Raw genomic sequence first — 21,918 nt, forward strand, 5'->3', positions numbered from 1 at the left:
GCCCGGCCATTTTGATTCGGTCGATATGTCCGCTCTCAATACAGCGGGAAGTTTCGCGGATATCCGCCGACGTCTGAGGGCGTGCTAAGCGGCTGGCGATCGATCGGACGGTTGTTGTTCTCGCGGGCGAAGGTCGGATATCCGATCTCCGGCGGAAACGCGTAGTCGCTGAACTTGCGGTCGCCCGGGTTGACCTCAGTGCCGCCGTCGAGCCAGGAGCGCTTGCTCACGTAGATACGGGTACGACCCTGCTGATAGATCGCGTTGGGACCGCTCGGGCCATAAACGGGCCGGCCGCGATCGTCATAGCGCTGCTGCTTGGTCTTGGTGTCGGCCGAAGCCGGTGCAGCGAAGGCCATCGCAACCAAGGCGCCCGCTGCAAGCCAGGCCGCCAATTTGTTTGCGCCGGAGAAATTCAAGCTCATCACGTCCCCTTCAGGCGGCAAGCCGCCAGTCGATTTCATCCCATACTAGCCCGGCCGGGGTGGCCGCAACTAGGTCAATTCAGTCACACCGCGCCGGAATAATCGTGCGCGCCGACAAAAGTTGCATGCATACCAGTGACTTGAGCTTGATGCAGATCCTTGATGCGGGTCAAAGCGCGCCACGCAATTGTGCGTTGGCGGCGCCCAGCAACCAGTCCGCGGAGCCGGCGGGATCGCAGGCGCGGCGCTTCAGCTCGGCATGGGCGAAGAATTCCGCGAGCTTCGGCTCGTTGCCGGAGGCGAGCTGCGTCAGCCGGTTCAGGGTGCAGGCGATCGCCGCACGACGGGCAGGCACGGTGTCGCCCTGGCAGGAGAAGCCGGAGATCTGCAAGCCCGGCTCCTCGTTGCGTTTGAGATAGCCGAGGCAGGCCGGCGTCCCATCCGCTGTGCCGGCCGGCCGGAACAGGGCGACGGGGCCGAATTTGGTGTCGATCAGGCCAGCCTGCTCGAGCGCGGTCGCCGCGCCCAGGCCCATCTGGACCGCGAGGCCTGCGGTCGCCGGCCGCGTCACGTCGAATTCGCTGCCTTCCCGGTAGATCTCGAGCTCGGCCACGGGCTTGTCCGCGTCGCCGGCCCAGCGCATCACGTCGCGGCGGCCGCCCTCCGGGTGCCTGAAAATGGTGTAAGAGGCTGTTTTTTCTGATGAATCGAGCCGGTTGAGAGCAAAGGCCGGGTGCGACCGGTCCGCGACAGCCCAGCCGGGTTTCTCCGCGGGCTCCTCGTCGCGCAGATCCGGCAGCTGGCCGAGCCCGGCAAGCGCGAGGATGGCAAACAGCGCGAGCGCCCCCACATAGGCGAACAGGCGCGCCAGCGTGCCGACGACTTCGTCGGCGAAATTGGCGAGCGCCAAGTGGATCTGGGTGGACGTTGCGGCCGTGCCGGCCTCAGGCGACTGCATCCTAGGCCTTCAGGCAGGGTCCAGCGTTGTCTTGAGGCCGGTTCTCGCATAGAAGCGCTGCTCTTCCTGTTTAAGCGTCAGCTTCAGGAACGGGCTTTTTCATCGGAGAGTGAACGATGGGTTACAAAGTCGCAGTCGTCGGCGCGACCGGCAATGTCGGACGGGAAATGCTCAACATTCTGGATGAGCGCAAATTTCCCGCGGACGAGGTCGTGGCCCTGGCGTCACGCCGCAGCGTCGGCGTCGAGGTCTCCTATGGCGACCGCACCCTGAAGTGCAAGGCGCTCGAGCACTTTGATTTCTCCGACGTCGACATCTGCCTGATGTCGGCGGGCGGCGAGGTGTCGAAGGAATGGTCGCCGAAGATCGGCGCCGCCGGCGCGGTCGTGATCGACAATTCCTCGGCCTGGCGCATGGATCCGGACGTGCCGCTGATCGTGCCGGAAGTGAATGCGGATGCGACCGCCGGCTTCAAGAAGAAGAACATCATCGCCAACCCGAACTGCTCGACCGCGCAGCTCGTGGTCGCGCTGAAGCCGCTGCACGACAAGGCCAACATCAAGCGCGTCGTGGTCTCGACCTATCAATCGGTCTCGGGCGCCGGCAAGGACGGGATGGACGAGCTGTTCTCGCAGACCAAGGCCGTCTACACCAACCAGGAACTGGTCAATAAGAAATTCCCCAAGCGCATCGCCTTCAACGTCATCCCCCACATCGACGTCTTCATGGAGGACGGCTACACCAAGGAAGAGTGGAAGATGATGGCGGAGACCAAGAAGATTCTTGATCCCAAGATCAAGCTCTCCGCGACCTGCGTGCGCGTGCCGGTGTTCGTCGGCCATTCCGAGGCCGTCAACATCGAGTTCGAGAATCCGATCAGCGCGGACGAAGCGCGTGACATCCTGCGCAAGTCGCCCGGCTGTCTCGTCATCGACAAGCAGGAGGCCGGCGGCTACGCCACGCCGTATGAAGCGGCCGGCGAGGACGCGACCTACATCAGCCGCATCCGCGAGGACGCGACGGTCGAGAACGGCCTCGTGCTGTGGTGCGTGTCGGACAATCTTCGCAAGGGCGCAGCCCTCAACGCGATCCAGATCGCGGAAGTCCTGATCAACCGCAAGCTGATCAGCGCGAAGAAGAAGGCGGCGTAACGAGCTGCCGTAGGGTGGGCAAAGCGAAGCGTGCCCACCACCTGCGCATAATCGGGAAAGATGGTGGGCACGGCGCGTTGCGCCTTTGCCCACCCTACGAATTCAAGCCGTGCCGAAAGAGCCTAAACCACGCTCCGCGCGCTCCTGAATTCCTTCGCCGCTTGATCCAGCACGAACAGCGTTCCCTCCGCGACGCCGAAATAAGCGCCGTGCAGCTGCATCTGGCCGCTTTCGACCGCCTTGCGCACGAACGGGAACGTCATCAGGTTTTCCAGGCTGCGAAACACCGCGGCCTTCTCGATGCGCTCGACGAACTGCGCCATGGTCTCGCGGTCACGCTGCTCGACCACTTCGCCCGGCTTGATGAACATCTGCATCCATTTGCCGATGAAGTCGCCGGGCGTCAGCGGCTCGATCTTGTCGACGAAGGCGCGGATGCCGCCGCATTGCGCATGGCCGAGGATGACGATGTGCTTCACCTTCAGCACCGTGACGGCATATTCGAGCGCGGCCGAGACGCCGTGCGCGTTGCCGTCGGGCTGATACACCGGCACCAGATTGGCGATGTTGCGGACCACGAACAATTCGCCCGGGCCGACGTCAAAAATGGTCTCGGGCGCGACGCGGCTGTCGCAGCAGCCGATCACCATCACTTCCGGAAACTGTCCCTTCACCGACAGCTCGCGATAGCGGTTCTGCTCGGCCGGCAGCCGCTGAGTGGCGAAGGCGTTGTAACCTTCCAGCAAATGCTTCGGGAATGTGATCATGGCCTATGCCTAATCATATACCGGTAGCGCGAACAAGCCTTTCGAATAGGCAGGGCAGATGCTATCGGCTTCGGCCATAATAGAGACGAAGAAACCGGAAGGAACGTCAGCATGACCCGCCCGCGCCGCAGCCATCTGTTCATGCCCGGCTCCAACCCGCGCGCCCTTGAAAAGGCGCGGAATCTCGCCGCCGACGGCCTCATCCTGGACCTCGAGGATTCCGTCGCTCCCGACGCCAAGGCGGTGGCGCGCGACGGCATCGCTGCCGCGATCGCCGCAAAGGCGTTCGGCAAGCGCGAGATCCTGATCCGGACCAACGGTCTCGACACGCAATGGTGGGCCGATGACGTTGCGATGGCGGCCAAGGCGTCGCCGGACGGTATCCTGGTTCCGAAAGTTTCAAGCATCGAGGATCTCCAGACCATCGGGCGTCGCCTCGCCGAGCTCGGCACGGCGCCGACCGTGAAAGTCTGGGCGATGATCGAGACCGCGCGCGCGGTGCTGCATGCCGAGGAGCTGGCCGAAGCCGGCCGCGATCCGAAGACGCGCCTGTCAGGCTTCGTGTTCGGCCCGAATGACATCTCGCGCGAGACGCGGATCAAGATGATGCCCGGCCGCGCCGCGATGCTCCCGATGATCACCCATTGCATCCTGGCGACGCGCGCCGCCGGCCTCGAGATCCTCGACGGCCCCTACAGCGACATCAACAACTCCGACGGCTTCGCCACCGAATGCGCGCAAGCGCGCGATCTCGGCTTCGACGGCAAGACGCTGATCCATCCCTCGCAGATCGACGCCTGCAACGCGATCTTCACCCCGCCGGAGGAGGAGATCGCGCGCGCTCGAAAAATCATCGCCGCATTCGAGCTGCCGGAAAACGTCTCGCGCGGCGCGATCCGTCTCGACGGCGCGATGGTCGAGCGCCTGCACGCCGACATGGCGAAGCGCACGATCGAGATCGCGGATGCGATCGCTGCGATGGGGAAGGGCTAGTCGCGAAGCCGAACGAGCGGACGCCGATCTGATGAAGGGGAAACGCATCGTCACGAACATCGCGGCCACGGACGTTTCGCTAGCGCGCCGGTTCTACCAGGACGTCCTCGGCCTGGAGATCGTCATGGACCATGGCTGGATCGCGACATTCGCGGCGTCGTCGCAAATGGCGCCGCAACTGAGCGTCGCCAGTGAAGCCGGCTCAGGCACGCCGGTGCCGGACGTTTCGATCGAGGTCGACGATCTCGATGAAGCGCTGCGCCGAATGAAGAGCGCCGGCATCGCATTGGAATACGGTCCGGCGACGGAGCCAAGGGGGCGTGCGCAGGTTCTACGTGCGCCATCCCTTCGGGCGGCTGGTCAACATTCTTGCGCACGAGTGACGTCGGCTGATGTCCAAGGTGACTGCGTGGTGATAATGAACTCAGACATTCCCCCGCCGCTCTAGCAGCGTGGCTTGGTGGAGCCAGACGAACAGCCAGACTGCAAGGAGCCAATGCATGCAGGCCGTGCTTTACATGTCCGCGCTGGCTGTGTGGGTTCTGGTGGCATGCATCATTTGGTGCGCGGCAGGTTTCATGTTCTTTGCTCCACGAACACGCTCGTCGGCATGGCCGGTGTCGCTGGCGATGGCATCCACGTTTCCCTTTGTGTTTGCCTATCAAATCATGGCGTTGCCGGCCGTCATCGTAATGCTGCTGTTCGCCGCGGCACTCAGTTGGCTTTTCGAGCCCGGCGCCTCAACGACGCAAAATCCGGTCATTATAGGAGTCGCGATCCTCGTAGCTGTTGGCTCGGTAATTGTCGTGCTTGTTGCGTCCGTTGTCGGCTTCTTTGACGGTTGGCGAGCGGGCTGGAGGCTTGCTCGTGGCCGCTCGATCAAAGAGACGCTGTCGAACACGATCGCGAAGAAATGCTTCGATCGCTTGAAGCCGCGCCGCACCTAGAAGGCTCCCGAGTTCAGCGCGTCGCGATCCGGCGCGACGGTGGAACATCTGCACGCCGACATGGCGAAGCGCACGATCGAGATCGCTGACGCGATCGCGGCAATGAGCAGGAGCTAGGGCGTGCCTCGCGCTTTCTGAGCGATGCCGTGCCATATGGCATCTTTCAGGGCAATGAGAGACGGCGGTGGAATGGTCGGCGGATCCGCGGGCCCATTTGCTGCTCCTGGCACGAGGACGGCAACGTGGATCTCGCCATCCGTGTAGTAGGGGTCGCCACCCCCGTTTCGGCCGAACAGCGTCGGGCCTATGCCCGAGATCTGAAAGAAATTGCTGACGACGTTTGCCTTGCTCAGGTCGGCCATCAGGAGATCTCGCTCGGCATCGATGTTGGCCGCGATATGATGAGTGACTTGTCCTGTGTCGTGGCTTAGCCCGACACCCCGGTCGAAGGTCGCCGAGCCCAGCCAGACCGGACGACCGTCGTCGCCCTTTTCGAGAGCCTTCCAGAACCGCACGTGATTCCGTCGATCCGCACTGCTCCCGACGGGTTTCTCGAACGCGTATTGCTCCTTCTTTCCCAGATAGTAGAGCGGGCTGACGGGAGCGTTGTGATAGGGGCGATCCAGCACCACGCTCCCGACGATCTCGATGCTCGAGCGCAGTGTCACGGCGTCGGCGGCAAACCAGCCGGCCGCATTCATGGCGCGGACAACCTCTTCTCCGCTGCCGACGATTCCGACGTTCAGGGGATCAGCAGGGATATCGTCCGACGTCCTGGTGACCATTGGCAACGAAGCAAGTCCGGCTTCGTGCTCGTGATGGATCCACAGCAGGGGCGCCAGAAAGTAGGCCATGGCCAGATAGGCGATCAGCACCACGGCCAAACGGTAAGGCCACCGCCGCCTCTTCGTCCCGCTCTCGGCGAAATTGGTCATGCGATATCGTCCGAGTATTCGCCCAAGAGCACCATCATGGCTGTGGTCCGGATAAGCCCGGTTCGCGCTCAGCCCGGAAAACGTTGCCGTACAGGTTTGCAATCCATTGTCGCCCGCTCGCGGTGATGTTGAGGTAACGTATGGCGCCTTGAATTTGTGGGGCGACATTGTTCCAATAAAACTGCGGATACTTGTAGACGACGTCTGCAGGCGTTTCGTAGCCGAGCTTCTTGTTCAGCCCGATTTCCTCGAACTCGTAGAAGAGTGCATTTGCTTTTCTGAGATAGTTCGGGTCGCCAAGCTGGCCGATGAGGTCCGCGGCGCGCAGCAGCATGCCCTCCTCTTCGACCAGTTCGTCGTTAGGCGCATCCGTGTAGGGAAAACGCGTGAATTCTATGGCTCGCGCAATCCGGCTTGCGTCAACTTCTTCGACACCGTCGAAGCGCTCGGAGGCGAACAGCTTCGAGCGGTCGACATGATGGGGTGCGAGCGAGGCATCCGTTGCTCCGCGCGGGAGACGAACGGTGCGGCCGGTGATGTCTGCAACATAGGCATCGTCGGTGTCACCCTGAACGATGCCGCGCACGTATCCGATGTCATGCGTGAGGCAGGCCAGGATGAAATTTGCGTAGTCTGCGGCTGTCGTCGGACGCAACATCATCCGTCCCATCAGGATATCGTGTCCCGCCAGGGTGACGAGCATGGTGTGCTCGACGTCGTGATAAAGGGCGTCGCTGTTGCCGATGCACTCCAGCGTAAGCCTGGCTGCAAACGGAAGCACTTCGGTCAAACGGGCGTGAGACGAACCAAACCGGTCCCGGGTATCGGACGTCAGAAACGACGATAAGGTCTGCGCCACCAATTCAGGAATCGTGATCATCCGGGCACCCGTTCAATGTGTTGGCACGACAACAGATCACCATTGCCAGCCCATGATCGAGCCCGAATTTGTCCTGAAGCTTGACGTAAATCAACGGTCGACCCGACCTCGACCCGAGGCAGGGACCAAGAAATTCCTGGCCGGGCGGGATTTCCCGCGACGCTTTAGCGCGGCGCGATGTCGGCGCGATCGAGCGATTCCAGCGTCGCGGCGTTGCCGCAATAGCCGTGGTAGTTTTCAACGACGGTGCCGGTCACGAGCTCCATATTGCAGCGTGCCTTGTGATGGCACAGCGAGCAGACCCGCTCCATGTCGCGCAGCAGGAGCGGCTGCGCGCGCTGCAGGCGGTCGCCGTCGATGCCAAGCTGCGCCAGCATCTGCGGCAGTTCGTCGGCCGCGTGCCGGCCGTGGCGGACCAGTTCCTCCAGGTCGTCGGGGGCGATTCTGAGATCGTTTGCGATCCGGTCGAAATCGGAGCGATCGAGCTGCCGCAACTCGCTCAGCTCGCGGCGATGCTTCAGCCAGCCGGCGAAGGACTCGACGAGGTCCTGAACGATGGGATAAGGCCTGCTTGCGGTGCTCATGGCGAAGCTCCATTGGGCGCGTGCGATGGGAGCGAGACTAGGCACAATGGTGCAGGAGCGCGTTGCGCTGGATCAAATTCAGTCTCGTGTCCCGGACGCGCTGCAGCGTGCAACGCTGCTGCGCAGAGCCGGGACCCATCTCACCGCGATTCTGAGCCGGGGCACGAGAGTAGCGCGGAGAGACCTCAGCCAAACCGCGCCGTCGCCCACGCATACAGGCTGCCGGGAATCGGCTTCTCGCCGCCGCGGCCTTTTGGCGAGATGTGCAGGCCGATGATCTCGGGGTTGGTGACGAGGCCGAGATAGCTCGAGGGATCGAAGAACAGATTTGGTTCGGCATGCACGGCGTAGAACGACTGCTTCGGCAGCGCATTTTGCAATTCGCCGGTGCGGCGGGCGAGCGCGGTGAGTGCTGCTGGCCCAAAGATCGCGACGCGGATGTCGGAGAGACGGTTCGAGCCACCGCGCAGGCGGCGCATCATGAAGGTGATGCGGTGGCGAACCGACAGCCAGTTCGGTGTCAGCTCTTCCTGCTCCATCAGCTCTTCGAAGGCGGCAACGATGCCGTGCCCGGGCGGCAGGTAGATCACGGAATTGCCAAGCTGGCGCGGCCGCTCCCAGGCGAAATAAGGCTTTGCGGAATCGATCTCGACGGGCCTGAGCAGCAACACGTCGGCATCGAGCCAGAGGCCGAGACCCTTCGCCATCAGCTTCATGCGGAAGAAATCGCTGAACTGCAGCGTGGTCCAGTCGCGCCAGCTGCCGTCCGGCTGCGGCGGTCGCAGCCGTTCGGAGAACACATGCGGCAGGATCGCCTCGGCATCGGCATTGCCGACGCCCGCCGGAAGACCCGGGATGGTGTCGAAGCTGTAGACCGTGACCTTGTGGCCGGCAGCCAGCTGCGAGCGCAGACAGGTCTGGCGCAGCGCATCCATAGGGCCATGCCAGAAGGTGATGATCTCGGGCAGCATGGGTGCAGCTATACGGGATATTCCGGGCAAAGAAAAAGCCCCGGCGCTGCCAGCACCGGGGCTTTGAATCAGACTTGAGCTCAGGCCCAGGCGCGCTCGTGCTTGAGCTTGTCCTCGTAGGTGTCGATCGAGGACTTCTTCTCCATCGTGAGACCGATGTCGTCGAGGCCGTTGATCAGGCAGTGCTTGCGGAACGGATCGATCTCGAACTTGACCGTGCCGCCATCGGGGCCGCGGATCTCCTGGTTCGGCAGGTCGATCGTCAGCGTCGCGTTGGCGCCGCGCTCGGCGTCGTCGAACAGCTTGTCGAGGTCTTCCTGGCTGACGCGGATCGGCAGAATGCCGTTCTTGAAGCAGTTGTTGTAGAAGATGTCGCCGAACGAGGTCGAGATCACGCAGCGGATGCCGAAATCGAGCAGCGCCCAGGGCGCATGCTCGCGGCTCGAGCCGCAGCCGAAATTGTCGCCGGCCACCAGCACCTTCGAATTGCGATAGGCGGGCTGGTTGAGGACGAAATCCGGGTTCTCGCTGCCGTCGTCCTTGTAGCGCTGCTCGGAGAAAAGCCCCTTGCCAAGCCCGGTGCGCTTGATGGTCTTGAGGTACTGCTTCGGAATGATCATGTCGGTGTCGACATTGATGATCTTCAGCGGCGCCGCGACGCCTTCCAGCGTGGTGAACTTGTCCATGGTTGCGCTTCCCGAGGGTGGTTAGAGACCGCGTATTTATCGCGATTAAGGCTCGAATCCTAGGCCGATTTCGGCAGATCTAGTCTGCCTTGGCCTCAATATCAGCCATATCGTCGTCCGAGAGGCCGAAATGGTGGCCGATCTCGTGAATCAGGACGTGGCGGACGATGTGGCCGAGGCTTTCGTCGTGTTCGGCCCAGTAGTCGAGGATCGGCCGGCGGTAGAGCCAGACCATGTTGGGCAGCCGCGCCACGTCGCCAAAACTCTGCTGGGGCAGGCCGACACCCTGGAACAGGCCGAGCAGGTCGAACTCGCTCTCGCATTCCATCTCGTCCAGGACCTCCTCGGTGGGGAAGTCGTCGACGCGGATGATCACGCCTTCGCAGAGGCCGCGAAATTCCGCCGGCAGGCGCTCGAAAATGTCGTGCGCCGTCACTTCCATCTCGGCCAGCGAGGGCGCTTTCAGGTCCGTCCACATGCGCTTGTCTTAGCGCGGGTTCCGCAGCGATGCATCCGGCTTTATAAGCGCTGCGAGGTTGACGGGCGTCGCCAAAACGGAGAGCTTGGGGCCTCGATGGGGACGGTTCAGGTGGGCGGAAAAAATGCGAGCGAAAACAGCGCTGACGCTACTGTGCATGGGGTTGTTTTCGCAAGTCTGCGTTGGAGGCGCGCAAGCCCAGCCTCTTGCCCAGACGACCGGCGGCGAAGTCCGTGTGGCCCAGGCGGTCTCGCCCGACGACGCCCCCCCGCCGCGCAGACGGCCCCAGACGCGCCTGCGCGTCACGCCCTATTACACCCCTGACGGCGTCTACCCGCGCTACAACCCGGGCCCTGATGCGGTCCGCGAGTGCAACGCCACCTATGTGCAGGAATTCCGGCCGAGCGGCACCGTGATCGTGCCGCATATGAACTGCTACTGGCGTCGCGGCTGATACGGGCTCAGTGCTGGCGCCATACCCGCAGTGCTTTAACTTGCAAGCGGCCGTGCGATGTCCTCATGTTGCGGCCGGAGGTCGTCATGGCGAGATGGATCGCACTGGCCGTTGTTGTCGGGCTCGCCGCAGGCCTGCCCCATGTGTCCGCGACGCAGCGGGTGACGAAGCTGCCGGATGCCTCTGCAGGCCGCGCGGTGTTCGACGGGCGACGACACATACGATACGACGACGTCGCGCGCTACTCTCCGCGTCCTGATCCGCACTATTACGCGCGGCCCGTCTATTACCGTCCCTATCCCTACGGCGTGCCCGCACCTTTCGTGTTCGGCTACGGACCGTTCTGGTGATGCGGCTCAGACGGCAGGCGCAAACCCCTTCACCAGCAGCACGGTCGCTTGCGCGCCAGCTGCAGGCACCGCACTCGTCATGCCCGGGCTTGTCCCGGCATATGACGACGAAACTAGCTCAGAGCTAATCCTTGAGCTTCCACGACGCGGATTTCCACGGCATCAGATTCTCGACCTTCCACCGCCTGAACATCGCTGGCGGCCAATGGCTGAGCCTTGACGTCTCCTCGACCTCGGGCTTGGCGACGATGCGCAGCGGTGCTGCGCGCCGCCGGTGCTGGCGTGTCGCCACGCTGATCAGATCGACATATTCAGGCTTGTTGGCCATGAGGCGTGTCCCCGCGAAACCGTCGCGAGGACACAATGTGGGTGACGCGGATTAACGGCCGCTTGCCGCGATTGCTACAATTGCAGCGAGTGGCTCAGCGCCAGTCCCGGACGTCGACGAAGTGACCCGCGATCGCCGCTGCTGCCGCCATCGCCGGCGACACCAGATGGGTGCGGCCCTTGAAACCCTGGCGTCCCTCGAAGTTGCGGTTCGAGGTCGAGGCGCAGCGCTCTTCAGGGGCCAGCTTGTCCGGGTTCATCGCAAGGCACATCGAGCAACCGGGCTCGCGCCATTCGAAGCCGGCCTTGATGAAGATCTTGTCCAGACCCTCGGCTTCGGCCTGCTCCTTCACGATGCCGGAGCCCGGCACGACCATGGCGTTGACATGCGCTGAAACGGTCTTGCCTTCAGCAATCTTTGCCGCCGCGCGCAAATCTTCGATGCGGCCGTTGGTGCAGGAGCCGATGAAGATGCGGTCGACCTTGATGTCGGTGATCTTCGTGCCCGCGGTCAGGCCCATGTATTTCAGCGCGCGATGCTTGGAGAGACGCTTGGCCTCGTCCGCGATCTTGTCGGGATCGGGCACGATGCCGGTCACCGAGATCACGTCCTCGGGGCTGGTGCCCCAGGTCACGATCGGCGGCAGTTTTGCGGCGTCCAGGCGCAGCTCGTTGTCGAAATGCGCGCCCTCGTCGGAGCGCAGTTTCTCCCAGTAGCGCATCGCCGCATCCCAGTCGGCACCCTTCGGCGCCTTCGGGCGGCCGCGCAGGAAGTCATAGGCCTTCTGGTCGGGCGCAACGAGGCCGGCGCGGGCGCCGCCTTCGATCGACATGTTGCAGACCGTCATGCGGCCTTCCATGCTGAGCGCGCTGATCGCATCGCCGGCGTATTCTAGCACGTAGCCGGTGCCGCCTGCGGTGCCGATCTCGCCGATGATGGCCAGGATGATGTCCTTGCCCGTCACGCCGTCCGGCAATTTGCCGTCGACGGTAACGCGCATGTTCTTCGCCTTCTTCTGGATCAGCGTCTGCGTCGCCAGAACGTGCTCGACCTCGGAGGTGCCGATGCCGTGCGCGAGCGCACCGAACGCGCCATGCGTCGAGGTGTGGCTGTCACCGCAGACGATGGTGGTGCCGGGCAGGGTAAAGCCTTGCTCGGGGCCGATGACGTGGACGACGCCCTGGCGCTTGTCGAACTCGTCGTAATATTCGATGCCGAATTCCTTCGCGTTCTCGGCCAGCGCCCTGATCTGCTCGATGCTTTCCGGATCGGGATTCGGCTTGGTGCGATCGGTGGTCGGGACGTTGTGGTCGACGACGGCGAGCGTCTTCTCGGGCGCGTGGACCTTGCGGCCGGTGGCGCGCAGGCCTTCGAACGCCTGCGGCGAAGTCACTTCGTGCACCAGATGGCGGTCGATATAGAGCAGGCAGGTGCCGTCATCGGCTTCGTGCACCAGATGGTCGTTCCAGATCTTGTCGTACAGGGTGGTGGGCTTGGACATGAGCTTCAGCTCCGAACAATGTGTGTCAGCGAAATGCGCGGGTTCGCGCGGGGCAATCGTCGTCAGCGCAGCCTTTAAGCTGCGGGACTAAGCTCTGACGTTGCCGAGGTCGCGAAGCGCCCGAAGAACCGGCCAGGCAGCCGCGAGCGATCGTCGATGACGACGCGCTGGGGGCTTGCGAAGCTGGTCGGATCTGGAAACATTCCAGGAATATATAGCAGGGAGATATGGAATCGCGAGGGCTTTGACGCGCACGGCTGACGCAACAAAAAAGCGCGGGGCCCGGCCCCGCGCTTTTCGAAACTCGTCGGCAAGCGAAAGCTTACTCGTTGACGGCCTTGGCGTGCTCAGTCTTCTCGACGATACGGGCCGACTTGCCGCGGAGGTTGCGGAGGTAATAGAGCTTGGCGCGACGCACCTTGCCGCGGCGCACCACCTTGATAGAGTCGATCATCGGCGACATCACCGGGAACACGCGCTCCACGCCCTCGCCGTAGGAGATCTTGCGAACGGTGAAGCTCTCATTGAGGCCACCGCCGGAACGGCCGATGCAAACGCCTTCATAGGCCTGCACGCGGGTGCGGTCGCCTTCGACGACCTTCACGTTGACGATCACGGTGTCGCCGGGTCCGAACTCCGGAATCTCCTTGGTGGCGGAGAGCTTCTCGAATTGCTCTTTTTCGAGCTGTTGGATCAGGTTCATGGGTAAATCTCCATCGGCGCGCCCAGCCTTGGAAACGGGGGCTGCGCGAAATTCGTCTATCCAGCCATTGCGGATGTGGCCGCTCCTATAAGGCAAGCCGGAGCGTTTGTCACCCGTCTGTCTTGTTTTTTGGCGCTTTTTGGCGTCCGGGCCGATTCGGGGCTTTAGGCGGGATTTGGGCCCATAAATCGGGCCGCCGGGCCGCCGTCAGGACCTCGGATTGCGCCCGCCGCCAAGCCGCGACCTTGGCATGGTCCCCGGACGTCAGGATGTCCGGGATCGGAACCCCCTCGAACAGCTGCGGGCGGGTGTATTGGGGGTATTCGAGCAGGCCGTCGGAGAAACTTTCCTCGGTTCCCGAGGCCTCCTTGCCCATGACGCCCGGCAGCAGCCGGACGCAAGCGTCGATCAGGGCTAAGGCGGCGATTTCGCCCCCCGAGAGCACGTAATCGCCGATCGAGACCTCCTCCAGGCCGCGGGCGTCAATCACCCGCTGGTCGATCCCCTCGAACCGTCCGCAGACGATCAGGGGGCCGGGGCCTTGGGCGAGCTCGGCGACACGGGCCTGGGTCAATGGCCGACCCCGCGGGCTCATCAGCAGCTTTGGCCGGTCCGGGCTGACTCCCACCGCGTCGATTGCGGCCGCCAGAACGTCGGCCCGCAGCACCATGCCCGGGCCGCCGCCGGCGGGGGTGTCATCGACGCTGCGATGGCGGTCCGTGGCGGAGGCCCGGATGTCCCGCGCCTCGATCTCCCAGAGCCCGGAGGCCAGCGCCCGGCCGGCCAGGCTCACGCCGAGCGGGCCCGGAAACATCTCCGGAAACAGCGTCAGCACCGTCGCGCGCCAGGGTGAGGGATTGGTCATCGGATCCAATTGTCTCGTCGTCCCGGGGCGCGCGAAGCGCGAGCCCGGGACCCAAAACCACCGCACTTCGTTTTGCGATGATCGGGGCTACCAGCTTAGCCAAAAAACCACGGCCTGTGGCTATGGGTCCCCGCCTTCGCGGGGACGACCAGCGGAGAGAGCGTCTCCGTCCTCCTCGCCTTCAACTTCCTGCGGCGGCGCGATCACGACGCGGCCGCCGGCGATGTCGACCTCGGGCACCACCGCGTTGGTGAACGGCAGCAGCGTCGTCGGGCCCTTGAGCGGCGCGATCTCGATGATGTCGCCGGCACCGAAATTATGGATCGCGAGCACGCGGCCGAGCGCATCGCCTGCCGTGGAGACGGCGGCGAGCCCGATCAGATCGGCGTGGTAATATTCGCCCGGGTCGGTCGCGGGCAGTTTTTCGCGCGCGACGTAGAGTTCGATGCCGTTGAGGCGCTCGGCCTCATCGCGGGTCGTGACGCCCTTGAAGGTCGCGACCAGATGGTCCTTGGCTTCACGGGCCTGCGCCAGCTCGAACTGGCGCTTGCCGTCCTTGGAGAGCAGCGGACCGTAGCGCTTCACGGCAAAGGGATCTTCGGTGAAGGTCCACAATTTGACCGCGCCGCGCACACCATGCGCGGCGCCGATCCGCGCGACGCAGATCAGCGCCGACATGGATGAGCCTTAGCCCTTCGCAGCGGCTTCGGCCTGCGCCTTGCGCTCCTTGCGCGGCACGGCCTTCTCGGGGTTGTTGCGCGCTTCGCGCTTCTGGACGCCGGCGGCGTCGAGGAAGCGGGACACGCGGTCAGACGGTTGCGCGCCCTTGGCGAGCCAGGCCTTCACCTTGTCCATGTCGAGCTTCAGACGGGTCTCGTTGTCCTTCGGCAGCAGCGGGTTGAAATAGCCGAGACGTTCGATGAAGCGGCCATCGCGGGGAAAGCGCGAGTCGGCGACGACGACGTGATAGACGGGACGCTTCTTGGTGCCTGCGCGGGCGAGGCGGATAACGACGGACATTCAGTTCTCCTTCAAAATACGTTTTGTTCGGTTGATTGGTATTCCGCGTTGCGCGAGACCGATGCGATCCCGTGCGACGAATTCCTCATTTCTTCTTGCCTGGAAAACCGCCAAGACCCGGCAGCGTCGGCTTGCCGCTCAGCCCGGTCAGTCCAGGAACGTTCGGCAGGCCGGTGCGAAGACCCGCCGGCAAATCCTTCGGCAGGCTCGGCAGACCCTGTCCACCGCCCTGCATCTTCTCTTGAAGCGCCTTCATCTCCTCCGGCGAGGGCGGCTTCATGCCGCCGCCAAAACCCATCGCCTGCGCGATGCCGGCGAGCGGGCCGCGCTTGCCCGAGCCCATGGCCTTCATCACGTCGGCCATGTTCCGGTGCATCTTCAGGAGCTTGTTGACCTGCTCGACGCTTTGGCCGGAGCCTGCGGCGATGCGCTTCTTGCGGCTGGCCTTGAGCAGGTCGGGATGACGGCGCTCGTCGCGCGTCATGGAATCGATCACCGCGACCTGGCGCTTCAGAATCTTGTCGTCGATGCCGGCGGCCGCGATCTGGTTCTTCATCTTGGCGATGCCGGGCATCATGCCCATCAGGCCGCTGATGCCGCCCATGTTCGCCATCTGCGAGAGCTGCTCGCGCATGTCGTTGAGGTCGAACTGACCCTTGCGCATGCGCTCGGCGGTGCGCGCGGCTTTCTCGGCGTCGATATTGGCGGCGGCACGTTCGACCAGCGAGACCACGTCGCCCATGCCGAGGATGCGGCCGGCGATACGATCAGGGTGGAAATCTTCCAGCGCATCGGTCTTTTCACCGGTTCCGATCAGCTTGATCGGCTTGCCGGTGACGGCGCGCATCGACAGCGCAGCGCCGCCGCGGCCGTCGCCGTCCACACGTGTCAGCACGATGCCGGTGAGGCCGACGCGCTCGTCGAACGCGCGCGCGAGATTCACGGCGTCCTGGCCGGTGAGCGAGTCTGCGACCAGCAGCACTTCATGCGGGTTGGCAGCCGCCTTGATGCTAGCTGCCTCCGCCATCATCTCTTCGTCGAGCGTGGTGCGGCCGGCGGTGTCGAGCAGCACGATGTCGTAGCCGCCGAGCTTGCCGGCTTCGAGTGCGCGCTTCGCAATCTGCGGCGGCTGCTGGCCGGCGACGATCGGCAGCGTCGGAATGTCGAGATCGCGGCCAAGCACGGCGAGCTGCTCCATCGCCGCCGGGCGATAGACGTCGAGCGAGGCCATCAGCACCTTGCGCTTGTCGCGCTGGACCAGGCGGCGGGCGAGCTTTGCGGTGGTGGTCGTCTTGCCGGAACCTTGCAGACCGACCATCATGATCGGCACCGGCGGCACGGAATTGACGTCGATGGTCTGGCTTTCGGCGCCGAGCGTGTTGATCAACTCGTCATGGACGATCTTGACCACCATCTGGCCGGGGGTGACCGACTTGACGACGGTGGCGCCGATCGCCTGCTCGCGGACACGTTCGGTGAAGCTGCGCACGACTTCGAGCGCGACGTCGGCCTCGAGCAGCGCGCGGCGCACCTCGCGCATCGCGGCGTCGACGTCCTTTTCGGTCAGCGCACCGCGCCCCGTCAGCCGATCGAGAATGCCGCCAAGCCGTTCCGACAGATTGTCGAACAATGCAATTGTCCCTTGTCCTGCTCGTGCAGGGTTGCCGCGTTCACCACTTCCTTCGGGAAGCGATCTTCCAAACACCTTTGCGCCCGAGGGCGCACAGCGCTGTCGGGCGTTGGCCTCCGGCCTCCGGGGCCAGTGGGCGGGTCGAAAAGAAAGCCTTTCCGAGAAAGTGCGCGGGTTAAACGCCGCTGACGCCCGAAAGTCAAGGAAAGTTAGCGGGCAGGAGGCCCGTTCGTGGACCAAGATACTGAAAACGTGTTCGTTTTAAGGGCGGGTTCCTTTTCCTGCGGCCCCGCCCATATAGGCGGTGATGCCTTGCCGCCCCCGACCATTCCTGAAGCCCGCCCCGTGCCGTTCACCCGCCGCCGCATCTTTGGACTGCTCGCAGGCGGGGCCGCGCTGGTTGGTGTCCCGTCCTTTTGGATCTTCCGCATGAAAACCTATGACGGCCCCGTCACCGACCATTTCGACGGCCTGCACTTCTTCGATCCCTACGGCGCGCCGCCGAGGTCGCTCGGCGAAGTGTTCCGCTGGCAGTTCGGCGGGGGGCGGAAGCGCGAGACCTGGCCGGACTGGGTGCCCAATTCCCATGCCGACACGCCGCCGGCGGGCGTCGATGGCGACAAGGTGCGGCTCTCCTTTGTCGGCCACGCAAGCTGGCTGATCCAGGCCGGCGGCCTTAACATTCTCGTCGATCCCGTCTGGTCGATGCGGGTCTCGCCGGTCGGGTGGGCCGGGCCGAAGCGGCACAACGATCCCGGCATTTCCTTCGACAAGTTGCCGAAGATCGACGTCGTGCTGGTCTCGCACGGGCATTACGATCATCTGGACCTCGCGACGTTGTCGCGGCTCGTGAAGAATTTTGCGCCGCGCGTGGTCACCCCGCTCGGCAACGACGTCACGATGCGGAGCACCGATTCTTCGATCAAGGCCGAGGCCTATGACTGGCACGACCGCGTCGAGCTCGGCAATGGTGTGGCCGTGACGCTGGTGCCGACCAGGCACTGGTCGGCGCGTGGCATGTTCGATCGCAACAAGGCGCTGTGGGCGAGCTTTGTGCTGGAGACGCCCGCGGGGAAAATCTACGTCGTCTGCGATTCCGGCTATGGCGATGGCGGACATTTCCGCCGCGTCGCCGAGAAGCACGGGCCGCTGCGTCTGGCGATTCTTCCCATCGGCGCCTACGAACCGCGTTGGTTCATGCGCGACCAGCACATGAACCCGGAGGACGCGGTGAAAGCGCTGGATGATTGCGGCGCGCAACAGGCGCTCGGGCATCATCATGGCACGTTCCAGCTGACAGATGAGGCGATCGACGCGCCGGCCAAGGCATTGGTGGAAGCGCTCGATGCCGCGAAGATTCCGCAGGAGCGGTTTGTCGCGATGAAGCCGGGGCAGGTGGTGGAGATTTAATTCTCTCCCTGCACACAGCCCGTCCCCCGGACGCAACGCAGCGTCACTGCGTGCCGTAGCGCGTCCGGGACACGAGACTTATTGCTCTTTCGGCTTGATCGCCCAGCTCACATTCACCGTCACCGACAGGGTTTCCTCGCCCGGCGCAACGGCAGCGGGCGCGGCCATCGGGGCTGCGGCCATGCGGCCCTTGAACAGCGGCATCGGAGCGCTGCCTTCGGAGACGCTGAGCGGCGCGCCCAGCGTGACGCCGGTGGCCCTGGCGTAGATCTCGGCCTTGCGCCGCGCGTCCGCCACTGCCTGCTCACGGGCATCGTCGAGCAGTTTTGAAGCCTGCGTCACCTCGAACGAGATGTTGCCGATGTCGTTGGCGCCGGCGCCGACCAGCGTGTCGATGATGCCGGCGACCTTGGTCACGTCGCGAATTTTCACCGTGACGCGATTAGAGGCGCGGAAGCCGACGACCGGCGAAGCGCCGCTGGATTTGTTCTGGCCGTATTGCGGCTGCAGCGACAGTCGGGAGGTCTGATAATCCTTTTCGGCGATCCCGGCGCCCTTCAGCGCCAGCAGCACCTTGCCCATCGCGGCGTTGTTGGCGTCGGATGCTTCCTTCGCCGACTTGGCGTCATTGGCGACACCGGCATCGATCTGCGCGAGATCGGGCGCAGCAGAGACGGTTGCCTCGCCACTCACGGAGATGGCGGATGGAAAATCGTCGGCGAGCGCGGGCGCGGCCAGCAGCATGGCGGCGAAGGTTGCGGCAAGGGATGTAAAACGGGCAACGGGCTTTTTCATCGGTCTCACTTCAGCGGCACGAACACATTGATCACGAGCTTGTCCTCGGCCGTCTTCAGGGGATCGGTGAGGTACTCCTCGATGAACGTGTCCTTGGCTTCCAGCTTCTTGTCGTCGAGGTGATTGGTGATCGCCTCATAGGTGTTGTCCATGTTGTCGTAGGAGCCGCGATGGACGAATTTCAGCGCCTTGCCCTCCGGCGATTTGCCGATGCTCATGTCCTTGGTCAGGTTCTTCGGGTCCTGCTCGATCGGGATCTCGGCAAGGAAGGTGAAACCGGTGTCGTCGGTCGAGGTGTAGACGATCATCGAATTGCCGGCATGCTTGATGCCCTGCTTGTCGAGCAGCGCGTTCAGCGCCTTGAAGGCGTCGACCAGGGTGTCGAAGGCCGAGTCCCAATTGGCGGTGCCTTTGACCATCACGACCTTCTTGGCCTCGAGCGTAGTCTCCAGGCCAAAGGGATCGGCGGTCTGCACCGGGGCCGGCGTTGCGGCTGCGGCGGCCGGCGGTGCTGCCGGGCTGGGCGAGGCGCTGGCCGCAGGCGATGGGGCCGGCGAGGGAGTTGCTGCGGGCGCAGGCGAGGCACTTGCGGCCGGGGAGGGCGTGGCCGACTGGGCCGGCGAGGGACTGGCCGACGCGGCGGGCGCCGGGCTCGGGGTCTGCCCCAGAGCGCCGGACAGGCCAAGCGACAAGGCCGCTGCCGGGATCAGCGCGGCCAGAACAAGACGACGAAAAGTATTCATTTTATTCTCCCCAGACCTTGCCCACCAAGGCCTTAACCCGGCCGCGCATCCCGGTTCGCGCGAACTGCGCCGTTCTAACACGCGAGCGCCGAATTCGTCCCATGACAGATGCGTCATGGCACGCGTCTTGGCAGTCGTCTTGGGCCCCGGCGGCAAATCACTGGCCAAGCCGGCAAGGATCGCCATATAAGACGGGCGAAATTCAGGATTTTTCATGGGCGCGCTGGACAACCACGCATTTGCCAAGATGAACGGCATCGGCAACGAGATCGTCGTTGTCGACATGCGCGATTCCGCAGGGAAGGTCACGCCGGACGACGCCCGTGCGGTGGCCTCGGCGGACGGTGGCGTGCCCTATGACCAGCTCATGGTGCTTCAGAAGCCGCGGCTCGATGGCACCGAAGCCTTCATCAGCATCTACAACAGTGATGGCTCGGAGGCCGGCGCCTGCGGCAACGGCATGCGCTGCGTGGTTCGTCGCATCTTCGAGAAGACCGGGCGGGCCACGGCGACGTTCGAGACCGCCGCCGGCCTGCTCAATGCCTGGCAGGGGCCGGCGCCGGACCTCTACACCGTCGACATGGGTGCGCCGAAGTTTGGCTGGCAGGACATTCCGCTGGCGGAGGAGTTTCGCGACACCCGCTACATCGAATTGCAGATCGGACCGATCGACAACCCGATCCTGCATTCGCCGTCCGTGGTCAGCATGGGCAATCCGCACGCGATCTTCTGGGTCGACGACGTCGATGCCTATGATCTCGCGCGCTTTGGTCCGCTCTTGGAAAACCATCCGATCTTCCCCGATCGCGCCAACATCACGCTCGCCCATATCGTCGATCGCGAGCACATCACCATGCGCACCTGGGAGCGCGGTGCGGGTCTCACCCGGGCCTGCGGTTCGGCGGCCTGTGCGACTGCGGTTGCGGCAGCGCGGCTGAAGCGCACCGAGCGCAAGGTCGAGATGACGCTGCCCGGCGGCAAGCTCGGCATCGAATGGCGCGAGCGCGACGACCACGTGCTGATGACGGGCACCGCGACCTTCGAATATGAAGGCAATTTCGACCCGGCGCTGTTCGCGCCGGTCGGCTGATGACCGTCGACATCGTCACCTTCGGCTGCCGCCTCAATGCCTTCGAGGCCGAGGTGATCCGCCGCGAAGCGGAGGGCGCCGGTCTTTCCGACACCATCGTCATCAACAGTTGCGCCGTCACCAACGAGGCGGTCGCGCAGGCGCGGCAGTCGATCCGCAAGTTGAAACGCGAACGGCCCGCTGCGCGCATCGTCGTCACCGGCTGCGCGGCGCAGACGCAAGCCGCGATGTTCGCCGACATGGCCGAAGTCGACCGCGTCGTCGGCAATGACGACAAGATGCACGGCGAGGCCTGGCGCGAGGCGCGCGACGCCTTCGGTCTCGGCGCCAGCGAGAAGATCGCGGTCAGCGACATCATGTCCGTCCGGGAGATGGCGCCGCATCTGATCGACGGTTTTGCGAGCGGCCTCCCGCGCGTATTCGTGCAGGTGCAGAACGGCTGCGACCATCGCTGCACCTTCTGCATCATCCCCTATGGCCGCGGCAATTCGCGCTCGGTTCCGATGGGCGCGGTGGTCGATCAGGTGCGGGCGCTGGTGGAGCGCGGCCATGCCGAGATCGTGCTGACCGGCGTCGATCTCACCAGCTACGGCGCCGATCTGCCGGGCGCGCCGAGGCTCGGCATGCTGACGAAGCAGATCCTGCGGCATGTGCCGGAGCTGAAGCGTCTGCGCATCTCCTCGATCGATTCGATCGAAGCGGACAGCGATCTGTTGGATGCCATCGCCGACGATGCGCGGCTGATGCCGCATCTGCATCTGTCGCTGCAATCCGGCGACGATATGGTTCTGAAGCGCATGAAGCGGCGGCATTCGCGCGGCGATGCGATTCGCTTCTGTGACCAGGTCCGCCGCCTGCGGCCGGACATCGTCTTTGGCGCAGATATCATCGCGGGCTTCCCGACCGAGACCGAAGAGATGTTTGCGCGCTCGCTCGATCTGGTCGAGGAATGCGGCCTGACGTTCCTGCACGTTTTCCCCTACTCCACACGCCCCGGTACGCCGGCCGCGCGGATGCCGCAGGTCGCTGGGCCGGCAATCAAGCAACGTGCGAAGCGGTTGCGGGCAGTGGGTGAGGCCGCGTTGCGGCTGCGGCTCCAAGCCGAGATCGGCGCGATGCGCGAGGTGCTGATCGAGAGCGAAGGCCAGGGACGGACCGAGCACTATCTGCCAGTGGCGATTGCGGGCGAGCGGGTGGGGAGTGTGGTGTCGCTGAGGATCGCCGGCCGCGATGGCGAGCGGCTAACCACATAGT

General features: G+C 64.1%; 26 protein-coding genes and 1 pseudogene. 9 read left to right on the forward strand and 18 right to left on the reverse strand.

What is annotated here, in order from left to right; all coding sequences use genetic code 11:
- Positions 1-35 precede the first annotated feature (35 nt).
- Both K3F49_RS28825 and K3F49_RS28830 read right to left on the reverse strand, forming a co-directional pair.
- Positions 36-425, reverse strand: coding sequence for a hypothetical protein (locus K3F49_RS28825; protein WP_234684279.1), 390 nt, complete (start codon positions 423-425; stop codon positions 36-38).
- Between the two features lie 169 nt (positions 426-594).
- Positions 595-1,383 carry a hypothetical protein gene (locus K3F49_RS28830; protein WP_234684280.1) on the reverse strand — a complete coding sequence of 263 codons (789 nt, stop codon included), beginning with the start codon at positions 1,381-1,383 and terminating at the stop codon, positions 595-597.
- Positions 1,384-1,499: 116 nt separating this feature from the next.
- Between K3F49_RS28830 and K3F49_RS28835 the strand changes: the two genes are divergently transcribed.
- Entirely contained in the window at positions 1,500-2,534 is a 1,035-nt protein-coding gene (locus K3F49_RS28835; RefSeq protein WP_234684281.1) for an aspartate-semialdehyde dehydrogenase, read from the forward strand.
- A gap of 122 nt (positions 2,535-2,656) precedes the next feature.
- On the opposite strand, the gene K3F49_RS28840 is transcribed toward K3F49_RS28835, so the two are convergent.
- Positions 2,657-3,301, reverse strand: coding sequence for a carbonic anhydrase (locus K3F49_RS28840; protein WP_234684282.1), 645 nt, complete (start codon positions 3,299-3,301; stop codon positions 2,657-2,659).
- Between the two features lie 111 nt (positions 3,302-3,412).
- Here K3F49_RS28840 and K3F49_RS28845 point away from each other — a divergent pair, with 111 nt between their 5' ends.
- From K3F49_RS28845 to K3F49_RS28855, 3 genes and pseudogenes are all read left to right on the forward strand, one after another.
- Positions 3,413-4,294 (forward strand): HpcH/HpaI aldolase/citrate lyase family protein, encoded by an 882-nt coding sequence (locus tag K3F49_RS28845; protein ID WP_234684283.1) that lies wholly within the window; start codon positions 3,413-3,415, stop codon positions 4,292-4,294.
- A 31-nt stretch (positions 4,295-4,325) separates the two neighbouring features.
- Positions 4,326-4,677: pseudogene (locus K3F49_RS28850) on the forward strand (VOC family protein).
- Positions 4,678-4,794: 117 nt separating this feature from the next.
- On the forward strand, positions 4,795-5,241 hold the full coding sequence (locus K3F49_RS28855) for a hypothetical protein (RefSeq protein WP_234684284.1): 447 nt from the start codon (positions 4,795-4,797) through the stop codon (positions 5,239-5,241).
- Positions 5,242-5,354: 113 nt separating this feature from the next.
- Here the strand turns inward: K3F49_RS28855 and K3F49_RS28860 are convergent, their stop codons facing one another.
- The 6 genes from K3F49_RS28860 to K3F49_RS28885 form a co-directional block, all read right to left on the reverse strand.
- Positions 5,355-6,176 (reverse strand): LssY C-terminal domain-containing protein, encoded by an 822-nt coding sequence (locus K3F49_RS28860; protein WP_234684285.1) that lies wholly within the window; start codon positions 6,174-6,176, stop codon positions 5,355-5,357.
- 34 nt (positions 6,177-6,210) lie between these two features.
- Positions 6,211-7,056 carry a metal-dependent phosphohydrolase gene (locus K3F49_RS28865; RefSeq protein ID WP_234684286.1) on the reverse strand — a complete coding sequence of 282 codons (846 nt, stop codon included), beginning with the start codon at positions 7,054-7,056 and terminating at the stop codon, positions 6,211-6,213.
- Between the two features lie 164 nt (positions 7,057-7,220).
- A complete protein-coding gene (locus tag K3F49_RS28870; protein WP_234684287.1) occupies positions 7,221-7,640 on the reverse strand; it encodes a hypothetical protein in 420 nt (139 codons plus the stop codon).
- 185 nt (positions 7,641-7,825) lie between these two features.
- Positions 7,826-8,611 carry a glycosyltransferase family 32 protein gene (locus K3F49_RS28875; RefSeq protein ID WP_234684288.1) on the reverse strand — a complete coding sequence of 262 codons (786 nt, stop codon included), beginning with the start codon at positions 8,609-8,611 and terminating at the stop codon, positions 7,826-7,828.
- Between the two features lie 80 nt (positions 8,612-8,691).
- Positions 8,692-9,297, reverse strand: coding sequence for a 3-isopropylmalate dehydratase small subunit (gene leuD / locus K3F49_RS28880; RefSeq protein ID WP_234684289.1), 606 nt, complete (start codon positions 9,295-9,297; stop codon positions 8,692-8,694).
- A 79-nt stretch (positions 9,298-9,376) separates the two neighbouring features.
- Positions 9,377-9,775 carry a metallopeptidase family protein gene (locus K3F49_RS28885; RefSeq protein WP_234684290.1) on the reverse strand — a complete coding sequence of 133 codons (399 nt, stop codon included), beginning with the start codon at positions 9,773-9,775 and terminating at the stop codon, positions 9,377-9,379.
- Between the two features lie 157 nt (positions 9,776-9,932).
- Between K3F49_RS28885 and K3F49_RS28890 the strand changes: the two genes are divergently transcribed.
- Positions 9,933-10,229 (forward strand): hypothetical protein, encoded by a 297-nt coding sequence (locus K3F49_RS28890; RefSeq protein ID WP_234684378.1) that lies wholly within the window; start codon positions 9,933-9,935, stop codon positions 10,227-10,229.
- Positions 10,230-10,315: 86 nt separating this feature from the next.
- Positions 10,316-10,579 carry a hypothetical protein gene (locus K3F49_RS28895; protein WP_234684291.1) on the forward strand — a complete coding sequence of 88 codons (264 nt, stop codon included), beginning with the start codon at positions 10,316-10,318 and terminating at the stop codon, positions 10,577-10,579.
- A 124-nt stretch (positions 10,580-10,703) separates the two neighbouring features.
- Here the strand turns inward: K3F49_RS28895 and K3F49_RS28900 are convergent, their stop codons facing one another.
- From K3F49_RS28900 to ffh, 7 genes are all read right to left on the reverse strand, one after another.
- Entirely contained in the window at positions 10,704-10,907 is a 204-nt protein-coding gene (locus tag K3F49_RS28900) for a hypothetical protein (RefSeq protein WP_234684292.1), read from the reverse strand.
- 94 nt (positions 10,908-11,001) lie between these two features.
- Positions 11,002-12,408: a 3-isopropylmalate dehydratase large subunit gene (gene leuC, locus K3F49_RS28905; RefSeq protein ID WP_234684293.1), complete on the reverse strand. Its 1,407-nt coding sequence runs from the start codon at positions 12,406-12,408 to the stop codon at positions 11,002-11,004.
- 322 nt (positions 12,409-12,730) lie between these two features.
- Positions 12,731-13,111 (reverse strand): 50S ribosomal protein L19, encoded by a 381-nt coding sequence (rplS, locus tag K3F49_RS28910; RefSeq protein ID WP_234684294.1) that lies wholly within the window; start codon positions 13,109-13,111, stop codon positions 12,731-12,733.
- A 109-nt stretch (positions 13,112-13,220) separates the two neighbouring features.
- Positions 13,221-13,976, reverse strand: coding sequence for a tRNA (guanosine(37)-N1)-methyltransferase TrmD (trmD, locus tag K3F49_RS28915; protein WP_234684379.1), 756 nt, complete (start codon positions 13,974-13,976; stop codon positions 13,221-13,223).
- Positions 13,977-14,096: 120 nt separating this feature from the next.
- Positions 14,097-14,654, reverse strand: a complete 558-nt coding sequence (gene rimM, locus K3F49_RS28920) for a ribosome maturation factor RimM (RefSeq protein ID WP_234684295.1) — start codon at positions 14,652-14,654, stop codon at positions 14,097-14,099.
- A 9-nt stretch (positions 14,655-14,663) separates the two neighbouring features.
- A complete protein-coding gene (gene rpsP / locus K3F49_RS28925) occupies positions 14,664-14,996 on the reverse strand; it encodes a 30S ribosomal protein S16 (protein ID WP_234684296.1) in 333 nt (110 codons plus the stop codon).
- A gap of 85 nt (positions 14,997-15,081) precedes the next feature.
- Entirely contained in the window at positions 15,082-16,626 is a 1,545-nt protein-coding gene (gene ffh / locus K3F49_RS28930) for a signal recognition particle protein (RefSeq protein WP_234684297.1), read from the reverse strand.
- A gap of 345 nt (positions 16,627-16,971) precedes the next feature.
- On the opposite strand from ffh, the gene K3F49_RS28935 reads away from it, so the two are divergent.
- On the forward strand, positions 16,972-18,036 hold the full coding sequence (locus K3F49_RS28935) for an MBL fold metallo-hydrolase (RefSeq protein WP_234684380.1): 1,065 nt from the start codon (positions 16,972-16,974) through the stop codon (positions 18,034-18,036).
- Positions 18,037-18,114: 78 nt separating this feature from the next.
- On the opposite strand, the gene K3F49_RS28940 is transcribed toward K3F49_RS28935, so the two are convergent.
- Together K3F49_RS28940 and K3F49_RS28945 are read right to left on the reverse strand one after the other, a co-directional pair.
- Positions 18,115-18,831, reverse strand: a complete 717-nt coding sequence (locus K3F49_RS28940; RefSeq protein WP_234684298.1) for an SIMPL domain-containing protein — start codon at positions 18,829-18,831, stop codon at positions 18,115-18,117.
- A 5-nt stretch (positions 18,832-18,836) separates the two neighbouring features.
- On the reverse strand, positions 18,837-19,574 hold the full coding sequence (locus K3F49_RS28945; protein WP_234684299.1) for a GyrI-like domain-containing protein: 738 nt from the start codon (positions 19,572-19,574) through the stop codon (positions 18,837-18,839).
- A 214-nt stretch (positions 19,575-19,788) separates the two neighbouring features.
- Between K3F49_RS28945 and dapF the strand changes: the two genes are divergently transcribed.
- Positions 19,789-20,664, forward strand: a complete 876-nt coding sequence (gene dapF, locus K3F49_RS28950) for a diaminopimelate epimerase (RefSeq protein WP_234684300.1) — start codon at positions 19,789-19,791, stop codon at positions 20,662-20,664.
- On the forward strand, positions 20,664-21,917 hold the full coding sequence (gene mtaB, locus K3F49_RS28955) for a tRNA (N(6)-L-threonylcarbamoyladenosine(37)-C(2))-methylthiotransferase MtaB (protein ID WP_234684301.1): 1,254 nt from the start codon (positions 20,664-20,666) through the stop codon (positions 21,915-21,917). The genes dapF and mtaB overlap by 1 nt, the downstream gene beginning before the upstream one ends.
- Position 21,918: the final 1 nt, after the last annotated feature.

It is taken from the genome of Bradyrhizobium monzae (assembly GCF_021458635.1).
Taxonomy (GTDB): Bacteria; Pseudomonadota; Alphaproteobacteria; order Rhizobiales; family Xanthobacteraceae; genus Bradyrhizobium.

What these genes read in the sequence shown, in the direction of transcription:
- K3F49_RS28945 (WP_234684299.1), bottom strand. Translation starts at nt 19,574, where the DNA reads ATGAATACTTTTCGTCGTCTTGTTCTGGCCGCGCTGATCCCGGCAGCG.
- K3F49_RS28900 (WP_234684292.1), bottom strand. Translation starts at nt 10,907, where the DNA reads ATGGCCAACAAGCCTGAATATGTCGATCTGATCAGCGTGGCGACACGC.
- rpsP (WP_234684296.1), bottom strand. Translation starts at nt 14,996, where the DNA reads ATGTCCGTCGTTATCCGCCTCGCCCGCGCAGGCACCAAGAAGCGTCCC.
- K3F49_RS28870 (WP_234684287.1), bottom strand. Translation starts at nt 7,640, where the DNA reads ATGAGCACCGCAAGCAGGCCTTATCCCATCGTTCAGGACCTCGTCGAG.
- K3F49_RS28885 (WP_234684290.1), bottom strand. Translation starts at nt 9,775, where the DNA reads ATGTGGACGGACCTGAAAGCGCCCTCGCTGGCCGAGATGGAAGTGACG.
- K3F49_RS28830 (WP_234684280.1), bottom strand. Translation starts at nt 1,383, where the DNA reads ATGCAGTCGCCTGAGGCCGGCACGGCCGCAACGTCCACCCAGATCCAC.
- K3F49_RS28940 (WP_234684298.1), bottom strand. Translation starts at nt 18,831, where the DNA reads ATGAAAAAGCCCGTTGCCCGTTTTACATCCCTTGCCGCAACCTTCGCC.
- K3F49_RS28860 (WP_234684285.1), bottom strand. Translation starts at nt 6,176, where the DNA reads ATGACCAATTTCGCCGAGAGCGGGACGAAGAGGCGGCGGTGGCCTTAC.
- K3F49_RS28845 (WP_234684283.1), top strand. Translation starts at nt 3,413, where the DNA reads ATGACCCGCCCGCGCCGCAGCCATCTGTTCATGCCCGGCTCCAACCCG.
- K3F49_RS28865 (WP_234684286.1), bottom strand. Translation starts at nt 7,056, where the DNA reads ATGATCACGATTCCTGAATTGGTGGCGCAGACCTTATCGTCGTTTCTG.
- dapF (WP_234684300.1), top strand. Translation starts at nt 19,789, where the DNA reads ATGGGCGCGCTGGACAACCACGCATTTGCCAAGATGAACGGCATCGGC.
- K3F49_RS28840 (WP_234684282.1), bottom strand. Translation starts at nt 3,301, where the DNA reads ATGATCACATTCCCGAAGCATTTGCTGGAAGGTTACAACGCCTTCGCC.
- K3F49_RS28875 (WP_234684288.1), bottom strand. Translation starts at nt 8,611, where the DNA reads ATGCTGCCCGAGATCATCACCTTCTGGCATGGCCCTATGGATGCGCTG.
- trmD (WP_234684379.1), bottom strand. Translation starts at nt 13,976, where the DNA reads ATGACCAATCCCTCACCCTGGCGCGCGACGGTGCTGACGCTGTTTCCG.
- K3F49_RS28835 (WP_234684281.1), top strand. Translation starts at nt 1,500, where the DNA reads ATGGGTTACAAAGTCGCAGTCGTCGGCGCGACCGGCAATGTCGGACGG.
- K3F49_RS28895 (WP_234684291.1), top strand. Translation starts at nt 10,316, where the DNA reads ATGGCGAGATGGATCGCACTGGCCGTTGTTGTCGGGCTCGCCGCAGGC.
- K3F49_RS28855 (WP_234684284.1), top strand. Translation starts at nt 4,795, where the DNA reads ATGCAGGCCGTGCTTTACATGTCCGCGCTGGCTGTGTGGGTTCTGGTG.
- K3F49_RS28825 (WP_234684279.1), bottom strand. Translation starts at nt 425, where the DNA reads ATGAGCTTGAATTTCTCCGGCGCAAACAAATTGGCGGCCTGGCTTGCA.
- rimM (WP_234684295.1), bottom strand. Translation starts at nt 14,654, where the DNA reads ATGTCGGCGCTGATCTGCGTCGCGCGGATCGGCGCCGCGCATGGTGTG.
- K3F49_RS28890 (WP_234684378.1), top strand. Translation starts at nt 9,933, where the DNA reads ATGGGGTTGTTTTCGCAAGTCTGCGTTGGAGGCGCGCAAGCCCAGCCT.
- leuC (WP_234684293.1), bottom strand. Translation starts at nt 12,408, where the DNA reads ATGTCCAAGCCCACCACCCTGTACGACAAGATCTGGAACGACCATCTG.
- rplS (WP_234684294.1), bottom strand. Translation starts at nt 13,111, where the DNA reads ATGAACCTGATCCAACAGCTCGAAAAAGAGCAATTCGAGAAGCTCTCC.
- leuD (WP_234684289.1), bottom strand. Translation starts at nt 9,297, where the DNA reads ATGGACAAGTTCACCACGCTGGAAGGCGTCGCGGCGCCGCTGAAGATC.
- mtaB (WP_234684301.1), top strand. Translation starts at nt 20,664, where the DNA reads ATGACCGTCGACATCGTCACCTTCGGCTGCCGCCTCAATGCCTTCGAG.